Origin of the sequence: Streptomyces sp. NBC_01142 (genome assembly GCF_026341125.1) — a bacterium.
Lineage (GTDB): Bacteria > Actinomycetota > Actinomycetes > Streptomycetales > Streptomycetaceae > Streptomyces.
On record NZ_JAPEOR010000001.1, the window covers coordinates 798,860 to 819,165 of the forward strand.

General features: G+C 69.9%; 18 protein-coding genes and 1 pseudogene. 13 read left to right on the forward strand and 6 right to left on the reverse strand.

The genetic code is table 11. The features are described from left to right. The first annotated feature begins 117 nt into the window (after positions 1 to 117). Both OG883_RS03845 and OG883_RS03850 read left to right on the forward strand, forming a co-directional pair. On the forward strand, positions 118 to 1,356 hold the full coding sequence (locus OG883_RS03845) for an ATP-grasp domain-containing protein (RefSeq protein ID WP_266534956.1): 1,239 nt from the start codon (positions 118 to 120) through the stop codon (positions 1,354 to 1,356). A gap of 91 nt (positions 1,357 to 1,447) precedes the next feature. Next, positions 1,448 to 2,713, forward strand: coding sequence for an NAD(P)-binding domain-containing protein (locus OG883_RS03850; protein WP_266534958.1), 1,266 nt, complete (start codon positions 1,448 to 1,450; stop codon positions 2,711 to 2,713). Positions 2,714 to 2,841: 128 nt separating this feature from the next. Here OG883_RS03850 and OG883_RS03855 read toward each other — a convergent pair whose 3' ends face one another. Beyond that, on the reverse strand, positions 2,842 to 3,108 hold the full coding sequence (locus tag OG883_RS03855) for a hypothetical protein (RefSeq protein ID WP_266534961.1): 267 nt from the start codon (positions 3,106 to 3,108) through the stop codon (positions 2,842 to 2,844). A gap of 153 nt (positions 3,109 to 3,261) precedes the next feature. Between OG883_RS03855 and OG883_RS03860 the strand changes: the two genes are divergently transcribed. After that, positions 3,262 to 3,822 (forward strand): DUF4352 domain-containing protein, encoded by a 561-nt coding sequence (locus OG883_RS03860; protein ID WP_266534964.1) that lies wholly within the window; start codon positions 3,262 to 3,264, stop codon positions 3,820 to 3,822. 65 nt (positions 3,823 to 3,887) lie between these two features. Here OG883_RS03860 and OG883_RS03865 read toward each other — a convergent pair whose 3' ends face one another. Together OG883_RS03865 and OG883_RS03870 are read right to left on the reverse strand one after the other, a co-directional pair. After that, complete coding sequence (locus OG883_RS03865) at positions 3,888 to 4,655, reverse strand: transposase (protein ID WP_266534967.1); 768 nt, start codon at positions 4,653 to 4,655, stop codon at positions 3,888 to 3,890. A gap of 140 nt (positions 4,656 to 4,795) precedes the next feature. Then, entirely contained in the window at positions 4,796 to 6,025 is a 1,230-nt protein-coding gene (locus OG883_RS03870) for a cytochrome P450 (RefSeq protein ID WP_266534970.1), read from the reverse strand. Positions 6,026 to 6,474: 449 nt separating this feature from the next. On the opposite strand from OG883_RS03870, the gene OG883_RS03875 reads away from it, so the two are divergent. The 4 genes from OG883_RS03875 to OG883_RS03890 all read left to right on the forward strand — a co-directional run bounded on the left by OG883_RS03875 (position 6,475) and on the right by OG883_RS03890 (position 9,641). Then, positions 6,475 to 6,954 carry a tyrosinase family oxidase copper chaperone gene (locus tag OG883_RS03875; protein WP_266534973.1) on the forward strand — a complete coding sequence of 160 codons (480 nt, stop codon included), beginning with the start codon at positions 6,475 to 6,477 and terminating at the stop codon, positions 6,952 to 6,954. Between the two features lie 19 nt (positions 6,955 to 6,973). Then, complete coding sequence (locus OG883_RS03880) at positions 6,974 to 7,834, forward strand: tyrosinase family protein (RefSeq protein ID WP_266534975.1); 861 nt, start codon at positions 6,974 to 6,976, stop codon at positions 7,832 to 7,834. A 217-nt stretch (positions 7,835 to 8,051) separates the two neighbouring features. Continuing rightward, positions 8,052 to 8,930, forward strand: coding sequence for a serine protease (locus OG883_RS03885; protein ID WP_266534978.1), 879 nt, complete (start codon positions 8,052 to 8,054; stop codon positions 8,928 to 8,930). 81 nt (positions 8,931 to 9,011) lie between these two features. Then, positions 9,012 to 9,641, forward strand: a complete 630-nt coding sequence (locus OG883_RS03890; protein WP_266534981.1) for an alpha-ketoglutarate-dependent dioxygenase AlkB — start codon at positions 9,012 to 9,014, stop codon at positions 9,639 to 9,641. Between the two features lie 13 nt (positions 9,642 to 9,654). Here OG883_RS03890 and OG883_RS03895 read toward each other — a convergent pair whose 3' ends face one another. Together OG883_RS03895 and OG883_RS03900 are read right to left on the reverse strand one after the other, a co-directional pair. Continuing rightward, positions 9,655 to 11,259 carry an amidohydrolase family protein gene (locus tag OG883_RS03895; RefSeq protein WP_266534984.1) on the reverse strand — a complete coding sequence of 535 codons (1,605 nt, stop codon included), beginning with the start codon at positions 11,257 to 11,259 and terminating at the stop codon, positions 9,655 to 9,657. Positions 11,260 to 11,445: 186 nt separating this feature from the next. Beyond that, complete coding sequence (locus OG883_RS03900) at positions 11,446 to 12,744, reverse strand: alanine racemase (RefSeq protein ID WP_266534986.1); 1,299 nt, start codon at positions 12,742 to 12,744, stop codon at positions 11,446 to 11,448. A 131-nt stretch (positions 12,745 to 12,875) separates the two neighbouring features. Between OG883_RS03900 and OG883_RS03905 the strand changes: the two genes are divergently transcribed. From OG883_RS03905 to OG883_RS03920, 4 genes are all read left to right on the forward strand, one after another. Next, positions 12,876 to 14,156 (forward strand): sugar kinase, encoded by a 1,281-nt coding sequence (locus tag OG883_RS03905; protein WP_266534988.1) that lies wholly within the window; start codon positions 12,876 to 12,878, stop codon positions 14,154 to 14,156. Beyond that, complete coding sequence (locus OG883_RS03910) at positions 14,153 to 14,905, forward strand: IclR family transcriptional regulator (RefSeq protein WP_266534990.1); 753 nt, start codon at positions 14,153 to 14,155, stop codon at positions 14,903 to 14,905. The genes OG883_RS03905 and OG883_RS03910 overlap by 4 nt, the downstream gene beginning before the upstream one ends. 38 nt (positions 14,906 to 14,943) lie before the next feature. After that, positions 14,944 to 15,354, forward strand: a complete 411-nt coding sequence (locus OG883_RS03915) for a RidA family protein (protein ID WP_266534993.1) — start codon at positions 14,944 to 14,946, stop codon at positions 15,352 to 15,354. Between the two features lie 123 nt (positions 15,355 to 15,477). Beyond that, the gene (locus OG883_RS03920; protein WP_266534996.1) at positions 15,478 to 16,950 is read left to right on the forward strand and encodes a GntP family permease; all 1,473 of its coding nucleotides are present in this window, start codon (positions 15,478 to 15,480) and stop codon (positions 16,948 to 16,950) included. A gap of 113 nt (positions 16,951 to 17,063) precedes the next feature. Here OG883_RS03920 and OG883_RS03925 read toward each other — a convergent pair whose 3' ends face one another. Continuing rightward, positions 17,064 to 18,419: a M14 family metallopeptidase gene (locus OG883_RS03925; protein ID WP_266534999.1), complete on the reverse strand. Its 1,356-nt coding sequence runs from the start codon at positions 18,417 to 18,419 to the stop codon at positions 17,064 to 17,066. Between the two features lie 126 nt (positions 18,420 to 18,545). On the opposite strand from OG883_RS03925, the pseudogene OG883_RS03930 reads away from it, so the two are divergent. Continuing rightward, positions 18,546 to 18,722, forward strand: a pseudogene (locus OG883_RS03930) (serine/threonine protein kinase); the annotation flags it as partial. A gap of 166 nt (positions 18,723 to 18,888) precedes the next feature. After that, a complete protein-coding gene (locus OG883_RS03935; RefSeq protein ID WP_266535002.1) occupies positions 18,889 to 20,214 on the forward strand; it encodes an Nramp family divalent metal transporter in 1,326 nt (441 codons plus the stop codon). Positions 20,215 to 20,306 lie beyond the last annotated feature (92 nt).

Consider the following 20,306-nt stretch of genomic DNA (forward strand, 5'->3'; position numbering starts at 1 on the left):
ACGTATACGACAGTAGCCAGAAAGTGCTATTAAAGAGTTGTCTGACAGACCGTCAGTAGGCCATTCGCGACGCGGGGCGCGTTTTACAGGACCATCCAGGTGAAAGATGAGACTCGCATGTCATCGTTCGATTCCGTGGTTCCCGCTCTTGTGCTTCGACTCGACCGGAACCCCTTTCACCACGGCACTCTGGGAGCCGTCCGGTCATTGGGGCGCGCGGGCGTCGAAGTGCACGCCGTGGTCGAGGCGGCGAACAGCCCGGTGGGCCGCTCCCGATATCTGCACCGGGCGCATCCGGGGCCGCGCGGGGCGATCACCGCGGAGTCGTTCGCCGAGATGCTGATCCGGATCTCGGAACGGATCGGCAGACGCGCGGTGCTGATCGCCATGGACGATCTCAGCGCCATCCACACCGCAGCGCAGGCACCCCTGCTCGCCCCCCGGTTCGTCTTCCCCGACCAGGGCTCCGACCTGCCGCGGCGACTCGCGGACAAGGCCGAACTGGCCGGCCTGTGCGCACAGGCCGGGATCGCGCACCCCGAGACCGTCATCCCGAGCAGCGCCGCCGAGGCCGGCGCGGCAGTGCGGCACCTGGGGCTGCCGCTGGTGGCGAAGTGGAGCCGTCCCTGGCTGCTCGGTGCCACCACCGGGCTGCGCAGTACGACCCTGGTGCGCTCCCCCCAGGACGCCTGCCGCCTCTTCGGGGAAAGCGAGCTCGCCTGCAGCCGGCTGCTGCTCCAGCGCTATCTGCCGGACGGGCCCGACACCGACTGGTTCTTCCACGGCTACTTCTCCGGCGACTCTCGCTGCCTGCTCGGCGGGTCCGGCCGCAAGGAACTGTCCTGGCCCACCCGCACCGGCCTCACCGCGCTGGGCCGCTGGCAGCCCAACGCACAGGTGGAGGAGGCCGCCCGGCGGCTGGTCTCCCATGTCGGCTACCGCGGAATCCTCGACCTCGACTTCCGGCGCGAGGAGGCCGGGGGCACCTATCAGCTCGTCGACGTCAACCCCCGGACGGGCGCGCAGTTCCGGTTGTTCACCGACCCGGGCGGCCTCGATGTCGTACGGACCCTCTACCTGGATCTCACCGGGCAGCGCGTACCGCGGCCGGTCAGCAGACCGGGCCGGGTCTTTGTCGCGGAGAACTACGCCCTGCTCTCCGCTCTCTTCTCCGTCGGCCGCACCAGGCCCCCGGCCACCGGCCACAAGGGGGGCGTCGAGACCGCTTGGTTCGCGGGCGACGACATGCTGCCCTTCCTCGCCATGGCCCGCGCCTGGCTCGGGCGCGGTCTTTCCAAGGGGGTGCACCGTATGCGGACGCTCCTGCGCACCGCCGCCCTCAGACCCGCGAAGTGACCCCCCGGCAGCGCGGCCCGGCGGTCCCGGACAGCGCTGCCACCCAGCCCGACCGGACGTCCCTGTCCTGACGCGAAGGAGCGAGAACCTCATGTACGACTTGGCAGTGATCGGCGCCGGCCCGTACGGGCTGTCGGTCGCGGCGCACGCCGCGGCGGCCGGAATGAGGCTCCGGATGTTCGGCAGGACGATGGAGTCCTGGCGCGACCACATGCCCGCCGGCATGTTCCTCAAGTCGGAGCCCTGGGCATCGAATCTCTCCGACCCGGCCGGCATTCATACGCTCAGTCGCTACGGCACGGTCCGCGGCTTCGAGGCGGTGCACGGAAACCCGCTCCCGATCGGGACCTTCAGCGACTACGGCATGTGGTTCGCCGAGCGCGCGGCTCCGCCCGTCGAGGAGCAGACCGTCACCCTGGTCGCGCCCGCCGTGGGCGGCTTTCGTGTCGAGACCGCGGAAGGGGAGCGCCTGGCAGCCCGGGCGGTCGTACTCGCGGTGGGCGTGTTGCCGTTCGTGCACATCCCCGAGCCGCTGGCGGAGCTGCCCGCCCTCTACTGCTCGCACAGCAGCGGCCACGGGGATCTCAGTGGCTTCCGTGGCAAGGAGGTCCTCGTCGTCGGCGCGGGCCAGGCGGCGCTGGAGACCGCGACGTTGCTCGCCGAGGAGGGGGCGCGGCCGTGCCTGTTGGCCCGTACCGACAGGCTCACCTGGAACGCCGTGGCCGCGCCGCTGCGGCGAGGGCTCCTGCCCGCGCTCCGCAATCCCCACAGCGGACTCGGCACGGGATGGGCCAACTGGGCGTACTCCGAAATCCCCTGGGCGGTACGGCAGTTGCCCCCGGGTGTCCGGGAACACATCGCGAGCACGGCGCTCGGTCCCGCGGGAGCCTGGTGGCTCAGGGAGCGCTACGAGCAGCGGGTCCCTGCCCTGCTCGGGCACAGCCTGCACAGCGCCGTCGTCAGCAGGGGCCGGGTCAGGGTCGGTCTGCGCGCGCCGGACGGCAGCACGACGGCCATCGACACGGATCATGTCGTCGCCGCGACAGGGTTCACCCCCGACCTGGACCGGCTGGGGCTGCTCGACGCCGAACTGCGGCGCGTCATCGAGACGGTGGGCAGCGGCCGCGCACCGGAGCTGAACGCCGGCTTCGAGTCCTCGTATCCGGGGCTGTTCTTCGCGGGACTGCTGGCCGCGCCCTCCTTCGGGCCGTCCATGCGCTTCGTCCACGGCGCCACTTTCACGGCGGGCCGCCTGGTCGCGGGCGTGCGCAAGCGGCTGCGGGGCAGGACTCCGGCCCGGCTGCCGCACCCCGCCCCGCCCGCGTCCACGGCCGGGAGTAACGCGGTCCGTCCGTGATCGTTGACCCCTGTGTCGCATGGGAGTGAACGTCTCCCCACGGTGCAGCCCGAGGCCCGACACCGGCCTTGGGCTGCACCGTCTTGCGAGGCGACGGCATGCGGTGAGTCCGACGCGGCGAGTCAGGATCAGGCCGGGTGCCGGTCGTGGAGCCAGCCCCTGCGCGGCGGCGGGGGACCGGGACGCACGTCGGCATCGCCCCCCGGTTGCGGCGGATAGCGGGAGAGGCGGGTCCACTCCGGGTCGAGTCTGCCCGGCAGGGTGCGGCCCGCGGCGGCCCACTCCCGCGCGAGCTGTTCGTAGATGGGGCTGGTGCCGGCGGGCGGACGTGCCGGACTCGGGGCTGAGAGCGTCTGGACGCGCTGCCATCGGGCAGACGTGTTGGTCCTTGCCATATGACCGCCAACGCGCGCCCGCGGGCGAAGTCACTGCCCAGGTAGGGCATTGGAGGGAAACGGTGGGATTCGGCCCCACGACACCATGCAAAGTGGCAGGCTTTCGCCGCTGCTGCCGTGAAGATACGGAAAACAGCTCGCGGAAGGGGACCGATGCGACAGGTGGCGTCCGCGTTGCTGCTGCCGGTGCTCCTCACGGGCGTCACGGCCTGTCAGAGCGGTGCGAGCAGCCCCGCCGAACAGACTTCGCGCACAGACGCCGACGAAACCGTGCCGGACGGGAAGGGCGGGGCAGGAAGCCGCAGCCGATCGGCGGTGGCACAGATCGGCGACACGACGGAGCTCGGCGGCGGGACCTTCGGTGAGCGCCTTCAGATCTCGGTGCGGGGCCTGGTGGATCCGGCGATCAGCAGACGGGCGACGATCGGGCCGCTCACCGGAAAGCGCTGGCTGGGTATCGACATCTCTCTGGCCAATGTGGGCGGCAAACCCTATGACACCCCCGTCCGGAATTCATGGGTCGTCGATGAGAAGGGCAGCCGCTATCCGGCCATCAGGACCGGGGAGATCACCACGGGCTCTCCGCTCGTCCTGAACAGGCTTCCGGTCGGCGAACAGGTGGAGGGCTGGCTGGTGTTCGAAGTACCGGAGAATGCACGGATCGTACAGCTCCACTGCACGGTGGGAACGACCGTGCGCACCTGGCAGATCTAAGGCTTGTCCCGTAAATGATCTTGGGTGGGGTGCGGGCGTGGCTGGTGGCCGGTCCGGCCGCCCGCCTATCCGGCGAGGTTGAGGTTGTGGAGGCGGGCGATTCCGAGCATGGCGTGGTGGACGCCATCGCCCTTGAGGCGGCAGTCGCGGAGGATCTTCCAGGTCTTCATGCGGGCAAAAACGTGCTCCACGCGGGCGCGAACCTGTTTGTGGGACTTGTTGTGGGCCTGCTTCCAGTCAGGCAGTTCTTCACCTTTGCGCCGACGGTGTGGCATGACGAGTCCGGTGCCCGGATAGCCGCCGTCGGCGATCGTCATGGCCTTGCCGACGGCGGCCTTCGCGCCGGACTCCTCCCACGCCCTGCAGTCGTTGCGGTTGCCGGGCAAGGGCCGGCCGACCACGACGACCAGGCGGGTATCGGCGTCGATGACGACCTGGTGGTTCGTGGAGTACCGGTAGTTCTTGGACTGCTCGGCGATGCTGTGGTCGCGGGTGGGCACCAGGGTGCCGTCCACGATGAGCACGGTGTCCTTGCGGAACCGTTTGCGGGGCTGGAGCGCCAGCGACGGGCCGAGGTGGTCGATGATGCGGTCCGCCGCGGACTTCGATACACCGAAGAGCGGAGCGAGTTGGCGCATTGTCAGGTTCGTGCGCCAGTAGGCCGCGACGAGCAGAACCCGGTCCTCCAGCGGAAGTCCCCACGGGCGGCCCTTACGGACCGGATCTGCACCTTCGCGGCGCAGTGCGGTCACCAACCTGCCGAAGGAACGCGGGCTCAGCCCGGTGAACGGGGCTATCCAGGACGGCTCCGACGCCGTGATCACACCAGACACCCGAAGATCATCTCACCCGTGACCAGCAGTTACGGGACAAGTCTTAGGCAGCGCGGGCACGTCGTGCCGTGCCCCTCTTCGAGATCCTCGGTCCAGGTGAGCACCGAAAGAGCACGCGGTTCGCAGTTCGCGGTCAGCGGTCAGGACGTTTCGAAGGCGAAACGCAGCGCCCGCACCCGGTTGTCGAAACTGGAGTCGACCAGCTCGGGAAGTCCCACCGCACGCAGACCGCGGGGCCTGGTGAGCAGTTCATGGAACAGCGCCTTCATCTCCTGAAGCGCCAGATGGGACCCCAGACAGTAGTGCGGCCCGCCGCCCCCGTACCCGAGATGCGGATTCGGGCTCCGGGTGATGTCGAAGGCGTCGGGGGCGTCGAAGACAGCTTCGTCGCGATTGGCCGATGCGTAGAAGAGCACCACCTTCTCGCCGGGGTGGAAAGTGCGCCCGCCCAGAGCGCATTCGGTCGTGACCGTACGACGGAACTGAATGATCGGCGTCGAATGACGCACGATCTCGTCCACGGCTCCGTCCGCGTACCGATCGAAGTCGGACACCAGCAGGGCACGCTGATCGGGATGCTCGGTCAGCAGTGCCAGTCCATGGGCGATGGCATTGCGCGTGGTTTCCACACCGGCGACCAGCAACAGCGAGAAGAAAGCGCCGAGTTGACGTGAGGACAGAGCCTGGCCGTCGATGTCCGCGCACACCAGGGCGGAGATGAGATCCCCGGCGGGGCGACGGCGGCGCTCGCGGGCGAGCTTCGCCATCACCAGCTGCATATGGGCCAGGGCGCGCAGACCGCGTCCCGGCATCCGCAGACGCGCGCGGACGCCGCGCTTCACACCGACGTTCTCCGACGCCTGATCGATGCGGTCGGCGATTTCCGGCCGGTAGCGCTCCGGGATGCCCATCAGATTGCAGATGACCTCAAAGGGCATACGGGACGCGACGGAAGCGACGAAGTCGTCCGGCCGCGCGCTGATCATTTCGTCCACGACGCGCCTGGCGACATCGCGGACGTCCTCCTCGGCGGCGGCGAGCAGCCGTGGTGTGAAGGCCCGCGAGACGATACGGCGCATCCTGGCGTGCTCCGCGCCATCCATGTTGACCATGGAATTGCCGAACACGGCCTTCGCCCAGGCGGCCGGTTCCGGAGTGGTCACCCCGGGTGCGCTGGCGAACTGCCGCGGCAGGCGGCTCGCCTCCTGCACATCGGCGTGCTTGACCAGAGCGGAAAACCCCCGCCCCGGAGCGTCGAAGTACACGGGGGCGTCCAGCTTCCGCAGTCGTGCGAAGGCCTCCAGGCGGGCGGCGCGCGGCAGCCGCCAGAACAGCGGGTCGGCGAGATCGACATCCTGCGACATGGGCATTACCTCCTGGAGTCCGAGCTGGCCATGCTGGCCCACGCGACGTCACATGGCGGGATCACGTTGCTGCGGACAGGGGAACTTTGCGCTGATTCAGCCATCTGGCTCGTTGGTCCAGGGCAGCAGAGAGTCTGCGCGCACAGAGGGGGACGTACGGAGCAATGACGTGGACCACCTGCGGGTCTCCTGCGGCCTTCGTACCGTGCACGGCTACGGCTACGGCTACGGCTACGGCGGCGGCCGCACCCGCTGTCGCCGGGCGTCCGTGGCCCGGGAAGCGACGCACCGGGCACCCCGGCCACCGATCCGCTGCTGCGCGGACGGGCCTCCGTTCGGGTGGCCGGAAGTACGCATCCCCGGCCACCCGAACGAGAACCCTTTCGCCGCCGTGTCGTTGTCACCATCGAAGCACGGCCAGTCACAGGAGCCGACGAACGTGAGGAGCGGACGGCATGGGCCTGACCAGGCACAGCGGCGCCGAGGGTATGGGCGGTGCGGTCCTCACCCGGCGCCTCGCCCTGCGCGCGGTCTTCACCATCGGCGTGATCGCGGGCACGGCCGGGGTGCTCGCGCCGATCCTCGCCAGGAGGACGGGACCGAAGACCCGCGACACACGGACACCGGGACCCGGTCTTGAGCGCTTCACCGAGATGTACCGCGGCCGCCATATCCAGGGGACGGCGACCTTCGCGGTCCCCGCGAGCGGCGCCGACGATCGCGGCGGCACCCGGCGCGCGGCCGTCGTCGAGATGCCCAGCGTCGAGGTCCGTATCGACGGCCGCCCACTGCATGTCATGCGGCGGGCGGACGGCAGCTATCTGAGCGTGGTCAACCACTACGAGTCGTTTCCGACGCTGAGCGAGGTGGCCCGTGCCGCCGTTGACGAGCTCGGCTCCGCCCAGCTGTCGATGACTCCTTGGCACAGCGTCTGAACCGGGAGGTCGAGCACCGGTGCACACCCGCAAGAACCAGCGGAATCTCACCCGTTCGGAAAAAAAGCGACTGGTCGCCGCGATCCTGGAGCTGAAGCGCTCGGGACGCTACGACGAGTTCGTCAGGATGCACGTCGAGTACTACGTGTCCGACGCCGAGGACGATCCGAGGCCGGCCCATATGACTCCCTCGTTCTTCCCCTGGCACCGCAAGTTCCTGCTGGAGTTCGAACGCGCTCTGCAAGCAGTCGATTCGGGGGTGTCGGTTCCGTACTGGGACTGGACGAAGGACAACACGCCCGCGTCGTCACTGTGGGCGGAGGACTTCCTCGGCGGCAACGGCAGAGCACGCGACCGGCAGGTGATGACGGGCCCCTTCGCCTACGCCCAGGGGAACTGGCGGATCAACGTCCGGGTCACCAGCGGCGCGTTCCTCACGCGCAACTTCGGCCGCCCCTCCGATCCCATCTCTCTGCCCACCAAGGCAAACGTGGCCAAGGCCCTGCGCGCGCCGCTCTACGACGCCGCGCCCTGGGACAGCACCTCGTCCTCGGGCTTCCGCAACGAGATCGAGGGGTGGGTGGCCGGCTCCGTCGACCGGCCGCGCAACCACAACCGGGTCCACGGCTGGGTCGGCGGCGCGATGCTGGGCGCCACCTCGCCCAACGACCCGGTGTTCTGGCTCCACCACGCGTACATCGATCTCCTGTGGGTCCGCTGGCAGAGCGCACATCCGCGCGCCGGCTATCTGCCGCGCAAGAAGCTGCCGGAGACGGACCGGCAGTACGGGCGGGTCTTCAGCCTCGACGAGCCGATGCCCCCGTGGAACGTGGCGCCTTCGGCGCTCCTGGACCACAAGAGCCTCTACCGCTACGGATAGGCGGCTGCGCACAGCTGTGACACGACTGCGGCCGCCCCCTTTCCCCAAGAGGGGCGGCCGCAGCGGGGGAGTGGGTGGCGGTGCACCGTGCGCTCCGGCGTTAGCGGTGCCACCTGACCGGAAACCGTCCCTTGTCGGCCGACCCGGATCCCCCAACAATGCGCATGACAAACCGAAGACCCCTTCGGTCGCAGAAGTCGCAAGAGGGGACCCCCACATGAAGAAGCCTCTCGTCGGCACGTCTCTCGCCCTGGCACTCCTCGGGGCAGGCGCGGCACCCGCGATCGCGGTCACCGCCGCGGACACGGCACCGGCCGGCACGACCGCCGCATCATCCCCGGCCACGGCCCGAGCCGACGCCAAAGCAGTCGACTTCGCCGGGACGGTAGCGCTCAGCAACTGCTCCGGATCGGTGGTGCGCCTGCCGGCCTCGGAGCCCGACGACCCCGCCCTCGTGCTCTCCAACGGGCACTGCATCGAGAGCGGTTTCCCGGCCGCGGGCGAGGTCATCGTCGATCAGCCCTCCAGCCGCAGCTTCGGCCTGCTCAACTCCGCGGGCAGCAGAGTCGCGACGCTGCGCGCGAGCAAGATCGCGTACGCGACGATGACGGACACCGACATCTCGCTGTACCAACTCACCAGCACCTACGAGCAGATGCAGAGCCGGTACGGCATCAAGGCGCTCGAACTGAACGCCGCGCACCCGGTGCAGGGCACGGCGATCAAGGTCGTCTCCGGGTACTGGAAGCGGATCTACAGCTGCAACATCGACGGGTTCGCGTACCGCCTGAAGGAGGGTGAGTGGACCTGGAAGGACTCGGTCCGCTACACCTCCGGCTGCAACACGATCGGCGGTACCTCGGGCTCGCCGGTCATCGACAGCACCACCGGCAAGGTCGTCGCCGTCAACAACACCGGCAACGAGAGCGGCGGGCGCTGCACCGAGAACAACCCGTGTGAGGTCGACGAGAACGGCGATGTCACGGTGCGCCGAGGGATCAACTACGCCCAGGAGACCTACGGGATCGTCCCGTGCGTCGGCCTCGACAGCAAGATCGATCTGGGCCGGGCGGGCTGCACGCTGCCCAAGCCGTAACGCAGGGGGCCGCGACCCGGGCCCGTGGGGCCCGGTTGCGCAATCCGTTCGTATGTTCGAATAAAGGGGTACCCTGGAGGCATGGCGGCACACCTCCAGGGTTCGCTCTTCGACCAGACCGACGAGATACGTCTCGGTCCGCTGAAGGACGTCCGGCGGACCGTGCTCGGTGACGGGGCGTGGATCGATCTGCTGCCCGGCTGGCTCGGCGGGGCGGACGCCCTCTTCGAGGAGCTGGTCTCCTCGGTGCCGTGGCGGGCCGAGCGGCGGCAGATGTACGAGCAGGTGGTGGACGTGCCGCGGCTGCTCGCCCACTACCGCGACGGTGACCCCCTCCCGCACCCCGTGCTGGCCGAGGCCCGCGCCGCACTCTGCGCCTTCTACGGCGCGGAGCTCGGCGAACCGTTCACCACGGCCGGGCTCTGCTACTACCGGGACGGCCGGGACAGCGTCGCCTGGCACGGGGACACCCACGGGCGGGGCTCGCGGGAGGACACCATGGTCGCGATCCTCTCCGTCGGTGCCCCGCGCGATCTGGTGCTGCGGCCGCGCAGCGGAGGCCGGCTGCCGTTGCGCAGGCCGCTCGGGCACGGCGATCTCATCGTGATGGGCGGATCCTGCCAGCGGACCTGGGAGCATGCCGTGCCGAAGACGGCGCGCTCCGTGGGGCCGCGCATCAGCATCCAGTTCCGGCCGCACGGGGTGAGCTGAGCGGGCGCACGGTTCAGGACGGCGTCCGGCGCACCGACCGGCCCGCCAGTACGTCCGTACGCGAGCCGTCCTCGATCACGAATCTGCCGTCGATCAGCACATACGGGATACCGACCGGCAGCGTACGAGGAGCGTCGAAGCTCGAGCCCGCCGCGATCGTGTCCGGGTCGAACAGCACCAGATCGGCGCGGTAGCCCTCGCGGATCAGGCCGCGGTCCGGCAGGCGCAGCCGGGCCGCCGGGCGGGAGGTGAGATGGGCGACCGTCTCCTCCAGGGAGAGGATGCCCAGATCCCGTGCGTACCGGCCGAGATACTGCGGGAAGGTGCCGTACGCCCGTGGGTGCGGCTTGTCGCCCTGCAGGATGCCGTCGCTGCCGCCGGTGTGGACGCGGTGGCGCATGATCTGCCGGACGTTCTCCTCGTGGCCGACGTGCTGGAGGATCGTCGAACCGAGGCGGTCGCTGATCAGGAGGCGGCGGGCGGTGGCCCAAGGGATCTCGCCGCGCTGGTCGGCGGCCTGCTGGACCGTCCTGCCCACGCAGCTCGCGAGCCCCGGGTCGCTCACGCCGGAGATCTCGATCGTGTCCCACTCGATGGGCACGCCGTGGCAGCCGTCCGAGCCGATCTCCTCCAGGTGGTGGCGGATCTTCTCGGCGCTCTCGTCGTCCTTCAGGCGGGCGAGGGTCGCCTCCGGGCCGCCCTCGCCCGCCCAGCTGGGCAGCATCGCGACGAGGGTGGTGCAGCCGGGGGTGTAGGGGTAGGTGTCGAGGCTGATGTCCGCGCCGTCGTCCAGGGCCTGGTCGAGCAGGGCGAGCAGATCGGGGGCCTTGCCCTTGTTCAGGCCGAAGTTCATGGTGGCGTGCGCGAGATGGAGGGCGCAGCCGGCGTCACGGGTGAGGGAGACCATGTCCTCGTACGCCTCGAGGGCGCCGGCGCCGTACGAGCGGTGGTGCGGGCAGTAGTAACCGTCGTAGCGCGCCACCACCCGGCACAGCTCGGTCAGTTCGGCGTCGCCGGCGTACATGCCGGGGGTGTAGGTCAGGCCGGACGACATGCCGACCGCGCCCTGTTCGAGGCCCTCGGCGACGAGCTGCTTCATCCGGGCCAGTTCGGCGGGGGTTGCGGGGCGGTCGTCCCAGCCCACCGCGTACATCCGGACGGTGCCCTGGGGGACGAGGTAGGCGGCGTTGACCGCGATGCCGCGGTCGAGGCGGTCCAGATACTCGCCGACCGTACGCCAGTCGAAGTCGACGGCGGTGTCCCCGGGCGCACCGCCGTTCCAGCCGGTGATGGCCTTGCGGACCTCGGTGAGCGTCGCGTCGTCGACAGGGGCGTACGAGAGACCGTCCTGGCCCAGGACTTCGAGGGTGACGCCCTGCGCGGCCTTGGCGGAGTGGTCGGGGTCGCGCAGCAGCGCCAGGTCGCTGTGCGCGTGCATGTCGATGAAGCCGGGGGACAGGGCGAGGCCGGTGGCGTCCAGCTCTCTCCTGCCGCCGAGGCGTGGCGCGCCCTCGCGCCGGATCCCGGCGATCCGGCCGCCCGCCAGCCCGACGTCTGCCCGGTAGGAGGCGCCCCCCGTGCCGTCGATGACGCGTACGTTGCGAATGACCAGGTCCATGGTGTGTCACCTTTCAGCGGCTCCCCGGACCCCGCGCTCGGTCGCCGGCGGGCTGGAGTATCCGGCCCGTCCGGCGATCGAGGACACGGCCGAAGGCCGTACGGGGATCTGGGGGACTGCCCCCACGCGGCGGAGTCGCACATCGATACAGCGGGATCGGGCGGCAGGGGAAACGCCCCGCAGGGCTCAGAAGAACGTGCGGATGTAATCCGTGACCGTGCCGTCCGCCTCGACCAGCGGAATCAGCTGCCACTTGTCGAACGATGTGCACGGGTGGGACAGGCCCATGCCGACCCAGTCGCCGACCTCGAGCGCGGCTTCGGGGGTCGTACGGACCCAGCCGTGCTGGTCGGACAGTCCACTGACCGTGATGCCGTGTGCGGGGCGGATCTCGCCGGTGCGGCCGTCGCGGACCACCTGGGCCTCGGGGAGGTGGAGGTCGTATGCGGCGTCGCGCTTGCCCGCGTTGACGAAGGCCTGCTCGGGGGACGGGCGGGAGACGACCTGGGCCCAGAGGCGGAAGGCGGGCTGGAGGGCGCCCTCTTCGGGGACGCGGTTGAAGGGGGTGAGGTGGCGGTAGTGGCCGTCGTCGTGCGAGACGTACGCGCCCGAGCGCAGCAACTTCAGTACGGGGACGGAGAGTCCGGGGATCTCGGCGAAGACGTCCGCGACCGCGTCGAACCAGGCGCTGCCGCCCGCGCTGATGACGATCTCGTCGAGGCCGGGGGTGAAGCGGCCCGCCTTGTCGAAGTCGGCGGCGAGCGCGACGAGGCGGCGCAGCCAGGCGTGGACGCGGTCGCCGGTCGCGTCGGGGACCTCGCCCTCGTAGCCGGCGACGCCCACCAGGCGGAGCGTGGTGGTGGCGGCGACCGCGTCGGCGATCGCGGCGCAGTCGGCTTCCGTACGGGCTCCGGTACGGGCTCCCTCGCCGGCGCCCAGCTCGACGACCACGTCGAGGGGGCGGGAGGCGCGGGCGTCCCGCAGTGCCTCGTCCATCAGTTCGACGCCGCGCACGGAGTCGACGTAACAGATGAAGTGGAACTCGGGGTCGGTGTCCAGCTCGTGCGCGAGCCAGCGCAGAGCGGTCGCGTCGACGACCTCGTTGGCCAGGAAGATCCGCTGGATGCCGTACGCGCGGTAGACGCGGGCCTGGTGCGGGACCGCGGCGGTGATGCCCCAGGCGCCGAACTCCAGCTGGCGCGCGAAGAGCTGTGGCGACATGGAGGTCTTGCCGTGCGGGGCGAAGGCGAGGCCGTGGTGCTCGGAGTACGTCTCGAGGAGGGCGAGGTTGTGCTCGACGGACTCGGCGGAGAGAGCCAGTACGGGGGTGGTGAAGCCACCGGTGAAGAGGTTGCGGCGCTCGGCGGCGAGGGCGCCGACGGTGAGGCCCGCGGCCTCGGCGTCCGGCGGGAGGGCCTTGAAACGGTGGTCGACCGGTTCGTCGGCGAGCCGGGCGAGTCGTCCGACGGCGGTGTCGGCAGCCATGGGTCCTCCTGAAAGATTGCGTTGCACTCTCTGCAACGCCCATTGCGTATTTCGTTCAGCGCTGTCTAACATCCGAGCCAACGCAGGGTCAATGGTGCCCTGCGGCCTACCAGCAGGGAGCTTGAGCGATCGTGACCGCGACCGTGCCCGGACCCGTTGACGTCATCTGTCTTGGCGAGTCCATGGTCACGTTCCTGCCCACCGGACCCGGCCGCCTTGCCGATGTGCCGTCGTTCGTCCGGGGGATCGGCGGCGCCGAGTCCAATGTGGCGTGCGGGCTCGCGGCGGCGGGGCACGCCGTGAAGTGGGTCGGCAGGGTCGGAGCGGACGGCTTCGGCGAGCACCTCGTCGCGGCGATCGCGTCGTACGGCGTCGACACCTCGGAGGTTCAGCGCGATCCGCACCGCCCTACGGGGATCTACTTCCGCACGGCGGGCGAGCGCGCGACCGGTGAGGTGAAGGGGGAGGCGGACCGGGACGGCGAGGCGGACGGCGAGGCGGATGGGGTGGGCGCGGATGGGGAGTGCGCGGCGGACCTTGCGGAGGTCGTCTACTACCGGGCCGGATCCGCCGCGTCCGCGATGTCGCCGTCGACCATTGCGTACCGGGACATGTGGTCCGGGCGGATCCTGCACCTGTCAGGGATCACGGCGGCGCTCTCCGCGGACTGCCTCGCCCTGATGCGCGAGCTCACCACCCGGGTCCCCGGCCGCCCGCTCGTCTCCTTCGACGTGAACTACCGGGTGAACCTGTGGCGCGACGCCCAGTGCCCTCGCGTCCTCCTCGACCTCGCACGCGGCGCGGACATCGTCTTCGTCGGCGAGGACGAGGCGGAGGCGGCGTGGGGCCTGCGCGGCGCGTCCGTGATCCGCGCGGCACTGCCCGAGCCGGACGTGCTGGTCGTCAAGCAGGGCGCGCGGGGAGCGGTGGCGTACGCACGCTGCGCGGAGCCATTCCCCGCCCCGCGGCTCCCCACCCCGCCACTTCCCGCCCCGCGGCTCCCCGCCCCGGCCCTCCCCGAACCCGGGGCAGACCCCCGGCCCCCCGGAATGTCCACCGGGCGTCGTCCTCGCTCGCCGGACGGGCCGAGTCGTGAACCCGCCCCCGACACCGTCACCTTCGTCCCCGCCCTCGCCGTCGACGTCGTCGCGCCCGTCGGGGCCGGGGACGCCTTCGCCGCCGGGTTCCTCTCCGCCACCCTGCGCGGCCTGCCTGCCGAGGACCGGCTCCGGCACGGGCACCTCATGGCCGCAGCCACCCTCACCGTCGCCGGCGACCTTGCCGCGCCACCCGAGCGGGCACACGCCGACCGACTGGCCGCACTCGACGCCCGCGCCTGGGGCACACTGCGACTCGGCCCCGGCTGGACCGCGGCCACGGCGCAGGACCCGCAGGAGGTACGTACCGCATGAGCCAGACCGTCGATCGCGCGCTGAGCATTCTTCCGCTGCTCGCCCAGGGACCCGCCGACCTCGGGCAGGTCGCCGAACGCCTCGGCGTCCACAAGTCCACCGCGCTGCGGCTGCTCCGTACGCTCCATGAGCACGGACTCGTCTACCGCCAGCAGGATCAGCGCTACCGCCTCGGCGCCCGTCTCTTCGCGCTCGCGCAGGAGGCCGTCGAGAACCTCGACGTACGCGAGATCGCCCACCCCCACCTCGTCAGCCTCAACGAGCAGATCGGGCACACCGTCCACCTCGCGGTGTACGAGGAGAGCGAGGTCCTCTACATCGACAAGGTCGAGAGCCGCTATCCGGTCCGGATGTACTCCCGGATCGGCAAGCCCGTCGCGATCACCGTCGCGGCCGTCGCCAAGCTGCTGCTCGCGGACCTCGCCGAGCCCGAGCGGCGCGCCGTCGCCGAGAAGCTCGACTACCCCATGTACACATCCCGTTCGATCCCGAACGCCGCTGCCTTCCTCAAGGAGCTTGCGGTCGTACGCGAGCAGGGATGGGCCACCGATCTCGGTGGCCACGAGGAGTCCATCAACTGCATCGGGGCCCCCATCCGCGGTGCGGACGGCCGGGCCGTCGCCGCCATGTCGGTCTCCGCGCCGAATGTCGTCGTCACCGCCGAGGAACTCCTCGCTCTTCTCCCGCTGGTGCGCCGCACCGCCGACGCCATCAGCCGGGAGTACTCCGGAGCTGTATCCCCCCAGTAGTCCGCCCAGTAAGAGAACTGCCCTCCCAAGGAGGCCTGATGACCGACAAGATCGAGATCACCCCGAGCACCCACACCGCCCCGCCCGCCAAGTTCTCCCACGGTGTCCGCAAGGGCAACATCCTCCAGGTCGCCGGCCAGGTCGGCTTCCTGCCCGCCGTCGAGGGCCAGGCCCCCACCCCGGCAGGTCCCACGCTGCGCGAGCAGACCCTCCAGACCCTCGCCAACGTCAAGGCGGTTCTCGAGGAGGGCGGCGCGAGCTGGGACGACGTGATGATGATGCGCGTCTACCTCACGGACGTGGACCACTTCGCCGAGATGAACGCGATCTACAACGCGTACTTCGAGGAGCAGGGCCTCAAGGAGGCCGCCTCCGCCCGTACGACGGTCTATGTCGGCCTGCCCAAGGGCCTGCTCATCGAGATCGACGCCCTGGCAGTCCTCGGCTGAGCTTCGGCTGAGCTCCGACTGATTCCGCATCACCCCGCTCCTCACGGCGCGGCGCTCTTCCCCCGAGCGCCGTGCCGCGATCCCCCATGCCCAAAAAGTCCCCGGACGCGAGGTTCCCCTGCCATGATGCTCGCCGCTGACGCGCCACCACCCACCCCGCCCCACACGGGCGGACTGCTCCTGCTCATCGACGGCACCGCCGGTCTGCTGACCGTCGCCGCCCTCGGCATCGCGCTCCTTCTCTTCCTGATCATCAAGGTCAGGCTGCAGCCGTTCGTCGCGCTGCTCGCCGTCTCCATCGCGGTCGGCCTGGCCGCCGGCCTCTCCGTGACCGAGCTCTTCGGTACGGTCCAGAGGTCCGCGGCCGTCTCGGTCATCGAGTCCGGCATGGGCGGCATCCTCGGGCACGTAGCGATCATCATCGGCCTGGGCACCATGCTCGGCGCAATACTCGAAGTCTCCGGCGGCGCCGAGGTGTTGAGCGCCCGCCTGCTGAACCTCTTCGGTGAGAAGCGCGCCCCGCTCGCCATGGGTCTCACCGGCCTCATATTCGGCATACCGGTCTTCTTCGACGTCGGCATCTTCGTCCTCGCACCGATCGTCTACGCCGCCGCCAAGCGCTCCGGCAGGTCCATCCTGCTGTACGCGATGCCGCTGCTGGCCGGTCTGTCGATGACGCACGCCTTCCTGCCGCCCCACCCCGGCCCGGTCGCCGCCGCCGGCCTGCTCGATGTCTCGCTGGGCTGGGTCATTCTGATGGGCGTTGTCGTCGGCCTCCCGGCGGTCCTCGCCGCCTGGGGTTACGCTGCCTGGATCGGCAAACGCCTGTTCGTCGAGGTCCCGCAGGACATGGTGGAGGCCGCCGAGGACGCCAGGGCCGCCGTGCTGGCCGAGCAGACCGCCGCCGGCCGCACCCCGCAGGAGCGCCCGGTCGGTCTCGCCACCGTCCTCACCATCATCGGTACGCCGCTGGTCCTGATCCTCGCCGCGACGTTCTCCTCCATCGCGCTGGACACCTCCACACTGCGCTCGGTCATCGAGTTCTTCGGCAGCCCCTTCGTCGCCCTCACGATCGCACTGCTGATGGCGTACTACCTGCTCGGCCTCCGGCGGGGCTGGTCCCGCAAGTCCCTCGAGGCGGTGTCGACCTCGTCGCTCAAGCCGGTCGGCAACATCCTCCTCGTCGTGGGTGCGGGCGGCGTGTTCGGAGCTGTACTGAAGGCCAGCGGCGTCGCACAGGCGCTCTCCGACACGTTCAACGGCATCGGACTGCCGATCATCGTCCTCGCCTATCTGATCTCGCTGGTGCTGCGCGTGGCACAGGGTTCGGCGACGGTCGCGATCGTCACCACGGCCGGCATCGTGCTGCCGCTGGTGGAGAACGGCGGCCACTCGCAGGCCTTCCTGGCCCTGGTCATCATGGCGATCTCGGCCGGTTCGATCTTCGCCTCGCACGTCAACGACGGCGGCTTCTGGATCGTCGCCAAGTACTTCGGTATCTCGGAGCGCGACACTCTGAAGTCCTGGACGGTCCTGGAGTCGGTGCTGTCGGTCGCGGGCTTCGCGGTCGCCGCGGCACTGAGCCTGGCCGTGTAGTCGTACGCAGGGTACGCGGGCGTAGGCAGGCGTACGCAGAGGTCCGCCTGTACGTACCTGCGCGGAAGGGGCGCCCGGGACTGTCCCGGGCGCCCCTGATGTTCACCGCGGGATCAACCGGTGCAGTACTGCTGCTCCTTGCCGATGGAGCGGTACATGCAGTCCGCGTTCTCCACCAGCTGGAGCACCGCGTCCCGGTTGCGGCTCGTCTCGCGCTCGATCACCTCGTCGGGCGGGTAGAAACCGCCGCCGCCGAAGCCGGACGGGTACATCTCGAAGGTGTACGCGAAGATCTTCTGGTTGCCCCACAGCCAGTCGTCGATCGTCCCGTCCGTGACGTAGAGGTCGCTCGACTGCTCCGGGGTGTAGCCGTTGCTCGCGGCCATCTTCTGTCCGACGGTGGCGAAGGCGTCCCGGTCGTCCTGGGTCAGGCCCGGTGCGGTGTCGGCGGTGGTGTAGCCGTACGGCCAGAGCACCAGCTCGCTGTACGTGTGGAAGTCGATGCCCGCCTTGATCTGCTGCTTGCCGCCGACGATCCGGCTGCGTGCGAAGTCGGCGACAACCTTGACCTCGGGGGCGGACTCGGCGGCGCGGCCGCGGTAGTTGTCGGAACCGGCCGAACCTGAAGAGCCGCCGCAGCAGCCCCACTTGAAGTCCCAGTTGCGGTTCAGGTCGGTGCCGACGGACGAGGAACCGGAGTTGGGCTGCCGGTTCTTGCGCCAGCTGCGGTAGGAGCCGCTCGCGATGTCGTACTCGCCGCCGTCCGGGTTGAGGTCCGGGACGATCCAGATCTCGCGCCCGTTCACGGCGCCGGTGATCCGCGCATCGGTTCCGTAGTCCTCGCCGAGCTCGCGCAGCAGATACAGAGCCATCTCGACGGTGAGGTGCTCGCGCGCGTGCTGGTGGTGGGTGAAGAGCACCTCGGGCTCGTTCTCGTCCGTCGCGACGTTGTCGCTGATCTTGACGGCGATGATGTCCCGGCCCTGGTAGCTCTTGCCGATGACGCGCTTGCTCATGATGCCGGGGTACTTCGCGATGCGCTGGTCGATCTCCGCGTTCATCTCGGCGTAGTTGTGATAGCGCGAGTCGGCCGGCGGGAAGTCCAGCGGTGCGACGGCCCGGCCCCCGGTTCGGGCCGGGGGAGCGGGCAGCGCCTTGAGTGTGTGTCCGAGTGCGCGCAGCCGCTTGGCCTGGGCGGCGTCGGCGCTGACGACGACCGAGTGGTCGTCCGCCTCGTCGATCGTGACGCCGGTGGCGGTGATGGCGGTACGGGCGGCGACGGTGGACGGGCCGTGGATCTCGTACTGCCGGGTCTGCTCGTCGGCGGCGGTGGCCGGAGCGGCCGGGGTGGTCCGACCGGTCGGGTCCGGGTCCGGGGGCGAGGCGTTGGCGGTGAACGGGGCGGCTACTGCGAGCGCCAGTAGGGCCGCGAGCGTGGCGGCCTTTCTGCCGCGAATGCGAAGTCGCATGCTGTCTCCTGGGTGGGGAGTGTGGGGGGTGACTCAGTTGCGACGCCATGTGGTGGTGCGGGTGTTCAGTTGTTCGGGCACATCGTCGGGCTATGGCATGACCCGGTCAAGGGGCACGCTTCGGCCATACGGACGCCCGTCGAACGTATCGGCACGTATCCGGTGGGACGCGAGCTCGGCGAGGGCGGCATGGGCACGGTCCATCTCGCTCGCTCCCGGGGCGGCTGCGCGGTAGCGGTCAAGGTCGCCCGCAGGGCCGGCGGCTTCTGCACCGCGCCGGTCGTCGATGCCGGCCCGGACGCCGATCCTCCCGCCTCGACGAGCCGAACGGCCAACTCGCCCCCGTACTCTCCCGCTGTTTCACCACGACGGGGGAAGCCCGGCCCCGTTGACCCTCTTGCGTGATCCCCCTCGCACCGCTTTGGTGACCCCAGTCACATCCTGGGACGAGTGGGAAGGCGGCGCGCTCATGGCAGGCACCACCGATCACAGCACGGACGAGTCCATCTCCCGGCCACGCAGATCGAGCTGGACGTACATCGGCCCCGGAATCGTCGTGGCCGCGACCGGCGTCGGCGCGGGTGACCTGGTCGCCACGCTCATCGCGGGCAGCAACTTCGGCTACACGCTGCTGTGGGCCGCCGTGATCGGCTGCGTCGTCAAGATCTCCCTCGCCGAGGCCGCGGGCCGCTGGCATCTGGCCACCGGACGCACCCTCTTCGACGGCTGGGCGAGCCTCGGCCGCTGGACCACGGCCTTCTTCGTCGTGTACGTCGTCATCTGGGGCTTCGTGTACGGAGCGGCGGCGATGTCGTCGAGCGGTCTGCCGCTCCAGGCGCTGTTCCCCGATGTCATGGATCTCGAGTGGTGGGCGATCCTGACGGGAGTCGTCGGCCTGGTCTTCGTCTGGTTCAACAGGTACGAAGTCTTCGAGAAGGTCATGACCGTGCTGGTCGGCGTGATGTTCGTGGTCACCGTCTACCTGGCGATCCGCGTCACCCCGAACCTCGGCGAAGCCTTCGCGGGACTGCTGCCGGTGCTGCCCGACGAGAAGGACTCGATCCTCAACACCCTCGGCCTGATCGGCGGCGTCGGCGGCACCATCACGCTGGCCGCGTACGGCTACTGGGTCAATGCCAAGGGCTGGACCAACGCAGGCTGGATGAAGGTGATGCGGCTCGACAACCGCGTCGCGTACATCACCACCGGCATCTTCGTCGTCGCGATGCTCTTTGTCGGCGCCGAGATGCTGCACTCCTCGCAGGTCGCCATCGCCGGCGGCGACAAGGGCCTGATCCAGCTGAGTGACATCCTGGAGGACCGTTACGGCTCGGCCACCGCCACGTTCTTCCTGATCGGATTCTTCGCGACGTCGTTCACCTCGCTGATCGGCGTGTGGCACGGCGTGAGCCTGATGTTCGCGGACTTCGTCGAGCGGTTCCGCAAGGGCAGGGCCGGGGCCGGGGACGAACATGTCACCGGCGAAGAGGTGGCGTCGGGCCGGCGCGAGAAGTCGGTGCCGTTCCGCGCGTACCTGCTGTGGCTGACCTTCCCGCCGATGGTCCTGCTCTTCCAGGGCCAGCCGTTCCGGCTGGTGATCATCTACGGCGCGCTGGGCGCGGCTTTCATGCCGTTCCTCGCGCTGACGCTGGTCTGGCTGCTCAACTCCTCGCGTACGCCCAGGGAATGGCGCAACGGACACCTCAGCAACGCGATGCTGGTGATCGCGGGGCTGCTGTTCCTGGTGCTGTGTGCGAAGCAGATCATCGACCAGCCGTGGTCCGCGTTCTTCTGACCCGCGGTTCTGCGGGTGCGGGCCTCGAAGACCCTGCGACCGGCCCGCGCCGCCGGGGGAAGCGGTGGCGCGGGCCGGCCGGGCCCCTGCGT

Bases quoted from the DNA above. Each gene is read 5' to 3' on its own strand.
- OG883_RS03845 (WP_266534956.1), top strand. From the start codon at position 118: ATGTCATCGTTCGATTCCGTGGTTCCCGCTCTTGTGCTTCGACTCGAC.
- OG883_RS03850 (WP_266534958.1), top strand. From the start codon at position 1,448: ATGTACGACTTGGCAGTGATCGGCGCCGGCCCGTACGGGCTGTCGGTC.
- OG883_RS03855 (WP_266534961.1), bottom strand. From the start codon at position 3,108: ATGGCAAGGACCAACACGTCTGCCCGATGGCAGCGCGTCCAGACGCTC.
- OG883_RS03860 (WP_266534964.1), top strand. From the start codon at position 3,262: ATGCGACAGGTGGCGTCCGCGTTGCTGCTGCCGGTGCTCCTCACGGGC.
- OG883_RS03870 (WP_266534970.1), bottom strand. From the start codon at position 6,025: ATGCCCATGTCGCAGGATGTCGATCTCGCCGACCCGCTGTTCTGGCGG.
- OG883_RS03875 (WP_266534973.1), top strand. From the start codon at position 6,475: ATGGGCCTGACCAGGCACAGCGGCGCCGAGGGTATGGGCGGTGCGGTC.
- OG883_RS03885 (WP_266534978.1), top strand. From the start codon at position 8,052: ATGAAGAAGCCTCTCGTCGGCACGTCTCTCGCCCTGGCACTCCTCGGG.
- OG883_RS03890 (WP_266534981.1), top strand. From the start codon at position 9,012: ATGGCGGCACACCTCCAGGGTTCGCTCTTCGACCAGACCGACGAGATA.
- OG883_RS03895 (WP_266534984.1), bottom strand. From the start codon at position 11,259: ATGGACCTGGTCATTCGCAACGTACGCGTCATCGACGGCACGGGGGGC.
- OG883_RS03900 (WP_266534986.1), bottom strand. From the start codon at position 12,744: ATGGCTGCCGACACCGCCGTCGGACGACTCGCCCGGCTCGCCGACGAA.
- OG883_RS03910 (WP_266534990.1), top strand. From the start codon at position 14,153: ATGAGCCAGACCGTCGATCGCGCGCTGAGCATTCTTCCGCTGCTCGCC.
- OG883_RS03915 (WP_266534993.1), top strand. From the start codon at position 14,944: ATGACCGACAAGATCGAGATCACCCCGAGCACCCACACCGCCCCGCCC.
- OG883_RS03920 (WP_266534996.1), top strand. From the start codon at position 15,478: ATGATGCTCGCCGCTGACGCGCCACCACCCACCCCGCCCCACACGGGC.
- OG883_RS03925 (WP_266534999.1), bottom strand. From the start codon at position 18,419: ATGCGACTTCGCATTCGCGGCAGAAAGGCCGCCACGCTCGCGGCCCTA.
- OG883_RS03935 (WP_266535002.1), top strand. From the start codon at position 18,889: ATGGCAGGCACCACCGATCACAGCACGGACGAGTCCATCTCCCGGCCA.